Origin of the sequence: Rhizorhabdus antheiae, assembly GCF_049889055.1 — a bacterium.
Taxonomy (GTDB): Bacteria; Pseudomonadota; Alphaproteobacteria; order Sphingomonadales; family Sphingomonadaceae; genus Rhizorhabdus.
In genome coordinates this window covers 1-12684 of sequence record NZ_JBLTWO010000021.1, presented here as the reverse complement: position 1 = coordinate 12684, position 12684 = coordinate 1, and the positions used below count along the sequence as shown (strand labels likewise).

Annotated in this window: 12 protein-coding genes; 9 read left to right on the top strand and 3 right to left on the bottom strand. The window is 54.5% G+C overall.

The annotated features are described in order from the left end of the window. Positions 1-15: 15 nt before the first annotated feature. From ACNI3R_RS20265 to ACNI3R_RS20255, 3 genes are all read right to left on the bottom strand, one after another. Positions 16-384: a hypothetical protein gene (locus tag ACNI3R_RS20265; RefSeq protein WP_426187018.1), complete on the bottom strand. Its 369-nt coding sequence runs from the start codon at positions 382-384 to the stop codon at positions 16-18. After that, positions 378-2966, bottom strand: a complete 2589-nt coding sequence (locus ACNI3R_RS20260; protein WP_426187015.1) for an RHS repeat-associated core domain-containing protein — start codon at positions 2964-2966, stop codon at positions 378-380. Before ACNI3R_RS20260 ends, ACNI3R_RS20265 begins: the two co-directional genes overlap by 7 nt. A 135-nt stretch (positions 2967-3101) precedes the next feature. Continuing rightward, positions 3102-4019: a Calx-beta domain-containing protein gene (locus ACNI3R_RS20255; protein WP_426187012.1), complete on the bottom strand. Its 918-nt coding sequence runs from the start codon at positions 4017-4019 to the stop codon at positions 3102-3104. Between the two features lie 352 nt (positions 4020-4371). Here ACNI3R_RS20255 and ACNI3R_RS20250 point away from each other — a divergent pair, with 352 nt between their 5' ends. The 9 genes from ACNI3R_RS20250 to ACNI3R_RS20210 are packed head-to-tail and all read left to right on the top strand — an operon-like array spanning position 4372 to position 12559. After that, complete coding sequence (locus ACNI3R_RS20250) at positions 4372-4695, top strand: TrbC/VirB2 family protein (protein WP_426187021.1); 324 nt, start codon at positions 4372-4374, stop codon at positions 4693-4695. Between the two features lies 1 nt (position 4696). Then, positions 4697-4981, top strand: a complete 285-nt coding sequence (locus ACNI3R_RS20245) for a VirB3 family type IV secretion system protein (RefSeq protein ID WP_426187009.1) — start codon at positions 4697-4699, stop codon at positions 4979-4981. Further along, the gene (locus ACNI3R_RS20240; protein WP_426187006.1) at positions 4978-7341 is read left to right on the top strand and encodes a VirB4 family type IV secretion/conjugal transfer ATPase; all 2364 of its coding nucleotides are present in this window, start codon (positions 4978-4980) and stop codon (positions 7339-7341) included. Before ACNI3R_RS20245 ends, ACNI3R_RS20240 begins: the two co-directional genes overlap by 4 nt. Positions 7342-7381: 40 nt before the next feature. Beyond that, the gene (locus ACNI3R_RS20235; RefSeq protein WP_426187003.1) at positions 7382-8542 is read left to right on the top strand and encodes a TrbL/VirB6 family protein; all 1161 of its coding nucleotides are present in this window, start codon (positions 7382-7384) and stop codon (positions 8540-8542) included. Continuing rightward, positions 8539-9309, top strand: coding sequence for a VirB8 family type IV secretion system protein (locus tag ACNI3R_RS20230; protein WP_426187000.1), 771 nt, complete (start codon positions 8539-8541; stop codon positions 9307-9309). Before ACNI3R_RS20235 ends, ACNI3R_RS20230 begins: the two co-directional genes overlap by 4 nt. After that, positions 9306-9992: a TrbG/VirB9 family P-type conjugative transfer protein gene (locus ACNI3R_RS20225; protein WP_426186997.1), complete on the top strand. Its 687-nt coding sequence runs from the start codon at positions 9306-9308 to the stop codon at positions 9990-9992. Before ACNI3R_RS20230 ends, ACNI3R_RS20225 begins: the two co-directional genes overlap by 4 nt. Then, positions 9989-11167: a TrbI/VirB10 family protein gene (locus ACNI3R_RS20220; protein WP_426186994.1), complete on the top strand. Its 1179-nt coding sequence runs from the start codon at positions 9989-9991 to the stop codon at positions 11165-11167. The genes ACNI3R_RS20225 and ACNI3R_RS20220 overlap by 4 nt, the downstream gene beginning before the upstream one ends. Continuing rightward, complete coding sequence (gene virB11 / locus ACNI3R_RS20215; RefSeq protein ID WP_426186991.1) at positions 11164-12153, top strand: P-type DNA transfer ATPase VirB11; 990 nt, start codon at positions 11164-11166, stop codon at positions 12151-12153. Before ACNI3R_RS20220 ends, virB11 begins: the two co-directional genes overlap by 4 nt. 31 nt (positions 12154-12184) lie before the next feature. Beyond that, complete coding sequence (locus ACNI3R_RS20210; RefSeq protein WP_426186988.1) at positions 12185-12559, top strand: TrbC/VirB2 family protein; 375 nt, start codon at positions 12185-12187, stop codon at positions 12557-12559. The last annotated feature ends 125 nt before the right edge of the window (positions 12560-12684 follow it).

Here is a 12684-nt window from a genome sequence, read left to right as displayed (position 1 = left end):
GTATAACAATATTTATCACGGAGAAAGGGGGTTAAAATACCACGACAGCGTATCAACGCGATCTGCATTAATACCGATGCAAACCACTCCTCGCCTCCAAGAAAAATCATAAAAATAATAAATCTTGTCGGATTTAACTTCATATGCGCCGCAGCGACCGGGGCGGCTACCTTCACCTCGCATATCGAGCCCCATAGATTCTAGCCTATACTTAACCGAGGCGAAATTATCTCCAACCTTTATGCCAAATCGTTCTCCTGAAATTAGGAATCCAGAGCTATCAAACAGCGCTGCTCTGTTCAAATCATTTGCCACGAGGAGGGCGCCGGCCGTGACGACGGCAGCAGCAACGCCAAAAATAAATAGATTTATCTTGGTCAACATGCCGGGCTCTTTTTGCAGTGACTTTGAGTCTTCTGTTGCACGACGGCCTGCCCTCCGTTGGTGCCAGTGTGATCCCCAGCGGGAAGTTTCGCGGCACCTCCGGTCGCGATGTTAGCCACAGCAGCGGCTGCACTATTGCTATTTAGGCCGACGCCGTAAGGCACACCACCTGGCTTTCCGATAGTACCAAGAGTTGAGTCCACGGCAGCTCCAGCTTTCATAATGTCAGCATCAGATGCGGAAATCGGTTGGACGGTAACCCCTGCTTCTGCGGCCGCGTTGCTGTTCTTAAGCGTGGACCAAGCAGCAGAATCCTGAACATCAGTTGGCGTCTTGCTACCTGTCTGAGCAACCAAGCTACTCGTACCCAAAATCGTCGAAATTGGCCCTTTATCAGGGCCATATGAGAAACGGCCCTTCGTCGCACCGCCAAGCTCGTCAGCGACAACTACAAACATATGCTTGTAATCCCCATACGGGGTCGGGCGTGATACCAGCCAACCTTCTTTCCCGGTTGAATCTCGCATATTCACCGGATCATTTGCGACGTACGCGTAAAGGTTCATCTGATCATCGTAACCTATCGGATCTGTCTGAAGAAACCGCCCCAGGGTCGGGGAATAGATCCGCGCTTTGTAATAATACATTCCCAGCTCTGGCAGCCAGATTTGGCCCGTATACTGGAAACGCCCCTGATTGGCGGCGCCGGGTATCCCCCACGCGTCATAGGTGTTTATGTTGAGCGCGTTGCCCGACTGATCGGTAACAAGAACAATGGAGCCCTGATGATCGGCATGCAAGAACCGCCGGCTAGTGCCTTCATACCAAACCATGGGATCATCCGGGTTTGGCCCGTGCACATATCGCCGCAAGCGCGTATATCCGCTGTTATATTCGGCGATCAGCGCATCCCCGTCGTATAAAAAGCGTGTGATGGAGGCAGTGGAGGTACCGACTTTTACTTCGAAAAGGCGCCCTAGCGGGTCATAGGTCAGCGTCGCCAAATTGGTAGCACCATTATCAGCGGATTTAAGCCGATTTTCGCCATCATATGTATAGGTTACAGCGCCATTTCTTGTCATGTTGCCGTTGGCATCATATTCGAATGTGGTCGATCCTGCCGAGGTCGTTTGATTGAGACCGTTAGAGGTGTAATTACGACTGCCGATCCACGCGCCATTCCATGCATAGCTATCATTGGCCGTCTCTCGCAGGACGATCTGTCCGGAAGGAGCATAGGTAAACCGCGTCGCCATATCCGATCCGATCGCGAGCACTCGCGTCGAATCGCACTCCAAAGCTCCGCCGGCTACAACATTGTGGGTGAGGCAAGTAAGGCGGTCGATCTGTGCCCAGCTATAGCTGGTTTCATCGGCAACGCCTGAACGTGTGACGCTAACGCGACGATTATAGTCATCATAATCTATTTGAACGACAGGTCGTGCAGGATACTCTATAGCATTCAATTGCCGATCGAGATTGTCGTAGGTGAAATTAGTATATTGTACATATTTCTCCGGCCACGTTAATCTCGTCCTATTGCCGTTCTGATCGTATTGATAATCTATTTCTTGTCCAACATTGTTGGTCGTCCTTTTAACTCGGCCAGGCCCGTCATAGTCATTGGTTATTCCCAGGCCGCCAGCCTGAAAACGGGCGCTGATCTGCCTATTCAGGCCGTCATATGAATATAAGACCGCATCTATTTTCGGCCCACTCTTTGCCGAGAGCCGGTTTACACCGTCATAATCATACGAAATGATAAAACCATCTCGTTTTCTGAGCGTCTTCTGGTTACCCGCCGCGTCATAGCCATATTGTTCGTAATCGGTATTCGACGAAACCGCGCAATCCGTGTCCCCGTCTGCGACACCACTGGTAACACCGACGACAGTCTTAGACGGGAAAATCCATCGGAACTTACGATCGAAGCCATCGTAGCAAATGCGCGCCTTGTTTCCATTCGCATCGGTCACAAACGCCTGTTTGCCATTTGGCGTATAACTGTAGCTCGCATAGGCCTGTTCCAGCGGTGTCGCTACAGCCTTTCGAACCTGCTCGAGCTGACCGGCCAGATCATAGACATTTCGAGTGATGCGATCTGGGCCGTAAGACCCCTGCGAAACCGTTTGCAAGCAGGCATCGCTGCCAGCGGCAGGCAAAGAGGCCGGGTCAAGATTCATCCGAACATTCACACAGGCGACTTGGTCATCTGCGTCGTAGCTCGTCTGCGTGACAGACCTCAAATTGCCCGCCGCGCCGGCGGACCTCTCGTCGACTTTGTTGCCGACGGCGTCATAGGTGAAAACATGGTTTTGCAGCAGCGAGAAGCCGCTCCAGCTTGCTGGCGAGACCGTCTCTCCCTGCCACGCCGCCAGCGTGCCCTTTTCGGTTCTGACGAGCAATCCGTCGGCATTATATGTGTAGCGCGTTGCCTGAAACGGGCCAGCACTGCCCGTATCCGACGGACTGATCTCGCCGACAAGGCGGCGCATGCCGTCGTAGCGATACCCCGATCGGAATGCGCCTGCGGTCGATTGCGCCATGGCTTCGCTCGAGGCCCCCGCCAGCAGCACCAGCATTGCCATCGTAAGCGAGCGCAGTGGCGCGTTGCTTGATCGGGAGCGGCCCTTCGTAAAGCGCATTTACACTACACCCCGTTGAATATTTTTGGCTTGCAAGAAACTTTCGCGACTTAAGCAAAAATAGTGCTCAAATTAGTGGCAACAGGTTCCACTTTGCCAGAGAATAGTACCCAATGTGGGAACAATCGTGGAATAGATCACCATATTTCCGTCATTCTGGAGAGCAAAGGTGGCGCCTGGATTGCCTGCCGTATTGCTCGACCAACGAACGGCACCAGTATCATCGTACAGCACCAGATTTCCGTCGGTGACGCCCTGAAACGAGAACTGACCCAACGCTCCCAGGCCATTGGTGTTCGTCGCCCATAGAGGAGTCGTTCCCATATAAAGGACGACGTTGAAATCGCCTTGCGCAACAAGGGTAAAGCGGCCATCGGGTGATGACAGCGACTGCCCTTCGACTAAATTGAACGCTCCCAGCTTGGTCGCGTCGTCGTCCCGGATGAAGCCGACTGCAGCAGGCCTCTGCAATACCGCTCCCCCCGTCGGCGCGCTAAGAGTCAAGGTTAACTGCTCGCCCGACTCGGTCATATTGTCGTTGACCGTGCCGACGCTGATCGATTTCGACGATTCCCCGGGCGCAAAAATAAGCGTCCCGGATGTCGCGACGTAATCAGAACCAGCCACAGCGGTAGAATCATTGAGGCCACCCGCTCCATTGCTCGTCGCGTAACTGACTGACATTGTGTCGGAACTGACTGAACGCGTAACTATGAACGACAAGACCCCCTGCTGAGAATCTCCTTCAACGGCGAACGCGTCATTGACCGAAAAAGAAGGGGGGGCGTTCAGCGTGCCGACATAAGCGGTTCTGTTGCCGGCCGGATCGAACCCGAGCGTAGTGCCGATCCCATTTGCCGGGCCTCCGCTAGCAGATGTCGTCGTCAGGCGGCCAAGTGCATCGTAAGTATATGACATCGTTTCCGCATGAGCGAGCGAGGGAGCAAGCAGGAGAGCTGTAACCAGCGCGCCAATCAGTGACGATTTCACTTAACTTCCCCCTTGCCGCGCGGCTGTTTGCGATCGCGCAATTGCGCGAGACTTCGGCCTCGCGCTCAGCCCCAAAAAACAATTGCCAAGGGACGTTGCGCGTTAAGCCGCCCGCCGCGCGCCAACCCGAACCCCTACGATGATGTCAGCGAGCAAACAGATCACCCGTCGTAATGGCAATCGGAATCTGGACCATTTTGGATGCATCGGTATTTCACATTCGTCGAGCGACGATTATCCATCGATTTTATGATTCGATAGCCAACCGCCTCGGTCTGAGCCTAGCTAGGACACAAAATTGGCAGTCGTGTTTATGGGGGTAGCGAAGACGATGAAGCTGTGCGCGCAGGCAATGGACAGGGGCCTCATCTCAGTGCAACCACGCATCGCTATAACAGCCAGCCTTACCGTCCTGTCGGGTGCGGCCCGCGCACAATCTTTCGCGGATCCGGCAGGTGCCGGCCCGATTGTGGGTGCGGTGCAATGGATTCAAGGTACGCTGATGGGAACGGTTGCTACCGTCGCAGCCGTCATCGCCATTGCGGTGGTAGGGATGATGATGCTGTCAGGGCGGTTGAACTGGAAATATGGCGCCACGGTAATTTTCGGTTGCTTCATATTGTTCGGTGCTGTCAGCATCGTTTCCGGGATACGATCGGTTACTGCGGCCTACTGATATGAATAATCTTGACCAGGACCCCCTATTTGTTGCACTGACCCGCCCCCAAATGTTTGCAGGCGTTACTTATAGTTACTTTGTGGTGAACGGCGTAGCGACAACTGAACTTTTCCTAATATTCAAATCTATTTGGGTTCTTTTGGTGGCACTTATAATCCACGTCATCGGGTATCTGGCCTGTTTGCGAGAACCTCGCTTTTTTGATCTCTGGCTGGTTAAGGCTTCGCGCTGTCAGCGAGTGCCCAATTACCGCCTGTGGTTGTGCAATTCCTACCAACCATGAGCGCCAGCGAGCTTATCCTGGCGAAAGAAAAGTCCGTCGGCAGTCGACTCCCATATGCCAATCACGTCGACGATCGCACGATTGCCACGCATGATGGCTTGTTGATGCAGATCATTCACCTCGGTGGCTTTCCCTTCGAGACGGCCGACAGTGAAGAGCTTAACTACAGAAAATCGCTGCGGGATTCGATGCTCAGGGCAATCGGCTCCTCTCGGTTTGCAGTTTACCACCACATTGTGCGTCGCCGCATCGAACCCGCGCTTGAAGCTGCTTATCCCGAGAGGTTTAGCGCGGATCTGAATGACGTTTGGCTGAAACGGATGCGATCGAAACAACTCTTCATCAATGAGTTGTTTCTGACGTTCGTGCGCCGACCGCTGCAGGGCAAGGGCGGATTGGTCGATCATTGGATGAACAAGATCGGTATCGCTCCCGCTGCAGGTTCAGCCAGCATAACGGCTGAGCGGGCCGCGTTGGCGGGCGCGGTCGATCAGTTCGTTGCCGGGCTGAGTCAATATGATCCGCGCATTCTCACCGCCTATGACGATAACGGCGGATCTTTTTCTGAGCCGCTGGAATTTCTGTCGCTTCTCCTTAACGGCGAGATGCGCCCTGTTAAATTACCCCATTGTTCTATCGCGGAGTATCTTCCCTATCGACGCATAAGCTTTGGCAGAGACTTGATTGAGCATAGTCCAGCAGGCGCAGTTCCGCGCCAGTTTACCGCCATGCTATCGGTTAAGGACTATCCTGGGCATACCTCTCCGGGAATGTTGGATAACTTGCTGCGACTACCGATAGAGATGGTCGTCAGCCAAAGTTTCGGCTTCATCGACCGCGGCCCCGCCTTGTCCAGCATTGGCCTGACATTGCGCCGGATGCGGGCGAGCGATGACGAGGCACATTCGTTGAAATCCGAACTGTCGGCTGCCAAGGATGATGTGTCAGCCGGCCGCGCCGCCTATGGCGAGCACCATCTCACTATTGCCGTGCGAAGCGATACCATGTCCGCCGTTGACGACGGAGTCGCGGAAGTTCAGGCATCTCTCAGCGATTTGGGGATGATCGCCGTCAAGGAAGACATCGGACTAGAGGCCGCATATTGGGCGCAGTTTCCCGGCAATGGCAAATTCATTGCGCGGCGCGCATTGATTTCAAGTCGAAATTTTTCTTGCTTTGCAAGCAGCCATAATTTTCCGATCGGGCGAGTAAACAATAACCATTGGGGTGAGGCCATCACCGTCCTAGAGACAACTGCTGCGGGGCCATATTATTTTAACTTTCACAAAGGCGATCTTGGGAATTTCACCATTATCGGACCATCGGGTTCCGGCAAGACAGTTGTCCTCAACTTCCTTCTTGCACAGGCTAGAAAATATAATCCCAGAATTGTGTTTTTTGATAAGGACCGAGGAGCGGAGCTTTTCATCCGCTCCATCGGAGGGTCATACCAGGTTCTTCGACCCGGTGTCGCCGCTGGCCTGAATCCTTTGCAACTGCGTGACACCCCGGAGAATCGCCATTTTCTCCTAGAATGGCTGACGAGACTCATCGGTGGCGATGCCAGCCTAGCGCCGGAAGAAGCAGAGCGCGTCAAAGACGCGCTGGACGCAAGCTTTGCAGCACCGATCGAATATCGACGCCTCCGCTATTTCGTAGGCTTGCTAAGAGGCAGTCATCGGCCTCATGCGACTGATCTCTGGTCGCGTCTAAGACCGTGGTGGGGCGACGGCGAATATGCCTGGCTCTTCGACAATCCGATCGACCAGACGGACCTAACTTGCGCGAGTGTCGGTTTTGATATGACCCGCATTCTCGATGAGCCCGTTATGCGTACACCAGCGATGATGTATCTCTTCCATCGAGTCGAAGAGCGGCTGGATGGCACCCCTGCAATCATCGTGATCGATGAAGGCTGGAAGGCGCTCGATGATGACGTTTTCATACAGCGCATCAAGGATTGGGAGAAGACCATCCGCAAACGCAACGGCATCGTAGGATTTGCAACGCAAAGCGCCGAGGACGCATTGTCGAGCCGGATCGCCAGCACCATTGTTGAGCAGGCTGCAACGCAGATATTCATGGCAAATTCGAAGGCCAAGGCCACGGATTATTGCGATGGTTTTGGACTGACCCCCCACGAGCACGCTCTGATACGTTCCTTACCGGACGATTCACGGTGCTTCCTTATCAAGCATGGCAATGACAGCGTCGTGGCCCGCCTCGACCTCTCCGGAGAGGACGATCTTCTGACAATTCTCTCAGGCAGGGAGCGGACCGTACGCTTGCTTGATGAAATTCGAATGGAATGGGGTGATGATCCAGCCGTTTGGCTTCCACAACTGTTAAAGGTGGCCTGACATGCCTTTCTGTGGAAGCTTCGAGGCAGACAGTCCATATGTGACCGCGCTTACATCCTTCGTAGATTGCCATGTTTTGACGCTCGGCAAAGAGGGCTATCTTGCTCTGGCTGGTTCGAACTCTCCGGTAACCATCGCTATTGGCGGGCTCATTGCGATTCTGATCGCGCTATTTGGTTACAGGCTCATTCTTGATGATGATGTCCGATTGCGCGACGGCGTTCTGCTGTTTGTCCGAATTGGCTTTGTCCTGGCCCTCGCGACACAGTGGTCCGCTTATCAGGCCGTCGTCTATGACTTTGTCATCAAAACGCCCGGCGAGATATCGTCGGCGATTCTGCGATCAGAGCAGAGCCAAATCGACGATCTTCCGGCGAGAATTCAAGCTAGTTATGACACATTAGAGAACATTATCCATCCTCCGCTTCCTGATGGTGATGCGGCCGGACAGACTGAGACGTCAATTTCGCGCAGTTCGCGAGTTCTTCTCAGTGCGACTGAACAGGGCAGGTTATCGGCTTCGTCGGTTATTTTGCTACTATCGACGTTGGGCGCAATTTTATCTGTCCGCTTGGTAATGGGTACGATGCTGGCGATCGGACCAATCTTCTTGGCATGCTTCTTATTTCACGGCCTTAGAGGCTTTTTCGAAGGCTGGATCAGGGTGCTGTTCGGAAGCGTTTTGGGCAGCATCGCCACCACTATCGTCATCGAGTTTGAACTCGCGGTACTGCAGCCGCAGCTGGAACACTTATATTCATCGATGGCCATTGAAAAAATGCCGCGTACAGCAGCGCTTGAGATCTTCGCGTCCGTACTTCTGTTTTCGGTGGTGCTCATCGCCGCCTTGGTAGCAGGAATGCGAGCGGCTGCGGGGTTCAGAATGCCTTCTCCCCTAGCTTCGCAAAGGCCGCATAGGGTCCTGCCTTCATCAACCAACGACCTGACCAGCCGCGCTGTTACGCGACCCGCGAATGACAACCGGGGTAATAAAGTTATTCCTAGCACGAGCGTTCGCTACGGCCCCATCAACAATGAAGGAGCGTCGAACAGCATCGAGAATATCCGTCAGATTGTCATTCGCACTCGAGAGGCCGACCGACTTGAGCGCCCGAACTTTGAGCCGCTGGGCCGGTCACATCGCCCGCGCCTCGGTTCTCGACAGTCTTTCAGCGCGCGCCGGCGAGATCGAAGCCAGTGACCGAGCCACGCCCTGTTGAGCCGAACAGTCGCGATTCCTACTACGCACAAGCAGCGAGCTGGGCCGTCGATAAAGAGCAAGCGCGTTTGCGAACGACGCGGCTCGCTTGGTCAATCGCCTCGATTGCCATCGGCGTCGTTCTATTGGAAGCTACCGCTCTCGTGCTCTTGTTGCCTCTCAAACGCGTTGAACCCTATACCATTCTTGTAGATCGCAACACCGGCCAGGCTCAGCTCCTGAAAGGAGCTCAACAGGATCAGGTCACAGCAAGCGAAGCGCTCACCCAATCCTTGCTCGCCCAATATGTGATAGCCCGAGAAGGGTTCGATCTGACGTCCGTCAAATCCGACTTCCGAAAGGTAGCACTCTGGTCAGGGGAGCCCGTAAGAAGCAGTTATCTCGCAATGATGCAGTCGACCAACCCTGCAAGCCCTTTTCAGCGGCTTCCTCGTACCAGCATTATTTCTGTTCAGGTGAAGAGCATATCACCGATCGCGCGAGAAACGGCACTAGTGCGGTTTGACACCACCAGGTTGGATCAGGGGCAGGTTGGAGGAATTTCCGAGTCCTTTGTTTCCGTGGTCCGCTATCGGTTCAGCCGAGCGCCGATGACACTCGAAGATCGGTTGATTAATCCATTAGGCTTTCAGGTGATCCACTACCGCCGTGATCAGGAGGTTCTGCTTGGGCCGACGGCAAACGCCGTCAATCAGATGATGTCCCCAGGCGCACTATCCTCAGAATCGCCCACCCTGGTGAACCGATGAAGAAGGCACTGATCCTGTGTTTGCTGGCACACTCCTTCGCCCGCGCAGAGATCGCGCCCGTACCGGGGCCTCGCGATCCGCAAATACAAGCCATAAACTACGATCCCGATGAAGTCGTCCGGCTCAACACCGTACCCGGCTATGTTCTGGTGGTCGAGTTCGCGCCCGATGAACGCGTTGAGACCATGGCGGCAGGCGTTACGAGCGGGTGGCGCATAACATCGAACAATCGAGGCAATCTGCTTTTTGTGAAACAGGATATGGGTGCGAACGAGACTAATCTGACCGTAATAACTGATGAGCGTCGCTATACTTTTTTGCTTGCACCGGGTTATGGGCGTGACACGATAGCGCCTTATAGCGTGAAATTTCACTATCCTGGGACCGACAGCGCGCCTGATTTGGTGATGGAAGAATATAGGCGATCCTACCGCTTTAGCGGTGCTAGGAAGCTTCGACCCATCGAGATGTTCGACAATGGTCAGTCAACAAATATAAGATGGCTGCCAAACATCGAGCTTCCGGCCGTTTACGCGTTGGACTCGGGTAATCAGGAAATGCTCGTGAACGGCGCAATGCGTGGTCAATATTATGTGATCGACACGATTGCAGCGAAATTTCGATTCAGATCGGGTGATCAGAATGCCGTCGCAGCAAGGAGGCCACCGGCTAAGCGGCGATGACAGAAGCAGTTGACCCTCGGGATGACCTTGCCACCCGCACCGCTCGCCCCGTCATCCCATTGCCGGCCAAGCGGATGACTGGGTGGTGGATAACGCTGGCCTGCTCTGTGTTAGGGGTTGGGCTATTCTCTGTCCTGGAGGCCAAGCGAAGCGCGTCCCGATCGCCCGAAGCCGGCCAGATGGTGCAGGAGGCCGCCATAACTTCGCCTCCACCACTCTCATTGCCCTACTGGGCGGCCTCCTCTCCCGCTGCGCCGCAAGCATCGATCGAGGCCCCTGCACAAACGGCCGAGCCTCCTCTCCCAGTGCCATCTGTGATCGCTGTGCGTTCACTGGCTTCAGCACCTCCACCGCCGTCCTCTTCTACAGCCTCAAGAGATTATGTGTCTTCGCCCAACTTCGCAGCCTCCCCCCCGGTTGCGAACTACGACAGCCGTGTCGACGTCGGCTCCTCGCGACAGCCGAGCGGAGCTAGTAGCGAAGACGACCAAGCCGTTCTGATTATGGACAAAGGACCAGGGGTTGGTCGAACGCCCAATGGAAGACCGCCGGCGGATGGCCCGACCGGCAGCGAGCCCTCCCCAGAGGAACAGGTCGTTAAAGCGACAATAATTCGCAATCGTTCAAATGTTGTTCCTCAAGGTACGATTGTCGCTGCCGTGCTTGAGACGCCGATCAATTCTGGTCGAGCGGGGATGGCACGCGCCGTAGTAGCAGTGGATGTCCGCGGGTTCGACGGAACTCGCATCCTTATCCCCCGAGGCAGTCGTCTCATCGGGGACGCTCAAGGCAACACTCAAGCGGGTCAAAAGCGCGTCCTTGTGAACTGGACCAGGCTAATCCGGCCGGATGGTGTTGCAATCAGAATTGGATCTCCGGCTGCGGACGCGCTGGGTGGCACAGGCATCAATGGAAATGTAAATAATCACGTGCTCGCTCGTTTTAGCAACGCGGTTTTGCAAACCGCCTTCTCAATAGGGGTGAACCGCGCCTCGCGAGGCGTGAGGGATTCTGTGTATGTGGGCCTGCCAAGCCAGGTGAACGACACAGTCGCCCAGATACCGGTTTTCAATGTGCCGGCAGGACCGACCATAACCGTTTCCGAAGGCGCAAAAATCTCGATCTTCGTCGCCAGAGATCTCGATTTCGGGGGAACGGGAGCGCGACACCCATGAAAGATCCGCTCGCGCTCGATGCATCCGACCCTGTCAGCAGTTTTCCTTTTCTCGATGCCTATCTCTCACCACTTTCAGCTGTTCTGAACCGGCACGACGTCACCGACATCTATATAAATGCCCCCGGCGAAATTTGGGTCGAGGCGTTAGGCGGCACGGCGGAGCGACTGAGTCTTCCGGAGCTTACGGAGGAACGGATGTGGAGACTGGCCAGACAGATTGCGAGCTTTGCCAACCAGGGGATCAGTCGGGAACACCCCCTTCTGTCAGCAAAGCTTCCAGACGGCTCCCGCATTCAGATCGTCGCTCCGCCAGCCACGAGAGGCTCCATGGCGATTGCGATCAGACGTCACGTGATGTCTGACTTATCGCTGGCAGATTACCTGCGAACCGGTGCGTTCAATGAGTTTCAGCTTGGCGAAAGCAGGAACAGATTTAAGCTTCCAGATCCGGTCAGCAGTCCTGCGGAATTTCTTGCCGGCGCTGTTCGCGCAAAACGCAACATCTTGATTTCAGGGGGCACGTCGACTGGAAAGACGACGTTTCTAAACGCACTTCTGAAAGAGGTACCGGGCGATGAGCGGCTGATTTTCATAGAAGATACGCCGGAACTCGCCCTACATCATGCGAATTCAATCGGCCTTATCGCCGCAAAAGGTCAAATGGGAGAGGCGCGAATAGACGCCGATGATTTGCTACAGGCGTCTCTGCGCATGCGCCCAGACCGCATAGTGCTCGGCGAGTTGCGCGGTAGCGAAGCTTACACATTTTTACGGGCTGTCAATACCGGTCACTCCGGATCAATGACAACGATTCACGCCAACAGTGCATCCGGAGCTATGGAGCAATTAGCATTGATTGTGCAAGCCACATCCAATTTACGACGCGCAGATATTGTAGAATATGTTTGCAAGGTCGTTGACATATTTGTGCATCTTGAACGCATAAATGGAAAAAGGTGCATTGGTGAGATAATATGCACATGATATCTCGATCCCATATAGTCAAATATCCCATATGATGTCTTTCAATTCGACTGGCCAAATCGTGCCCGCTGCCTCTATGGTCACTTCCATCCAGTGGGTAAGAGATGCACTACTCGGTTCCGTGGCCACTGCTGTGGCGACGGTTGCCGTTGGATCGTTAGGGTATCTGGCGTTCAATGGCCATGTAGATATCCGGCGAGCATGGAAAACAATATTAGGATGCTTCATCATTTTCGCGGCACCCAGCATTGCCGCAGGTATAAGGGGCGTAGCATCAGACCTACTTGGTGGATCCCAAGCCCCCGTCCCCGACGGATTGGCAAATCACTCCACGCGCGAGGCGCTGCAAGACACCTCGCAGGCCGCACGGGATCCCTATGCAGGAGCAGCTGTTGGCTATCGTTGAAAGCTGCTTCGGCAAATCGAGGATTTGAGTTTCCCGGCGGCATATTGCTGTAACAAAAATGCTGACTCAGCGTCACACTACCCGTTGTGCAACGATTTCCCGGGTTGCGTCCGATCTCGACCGCG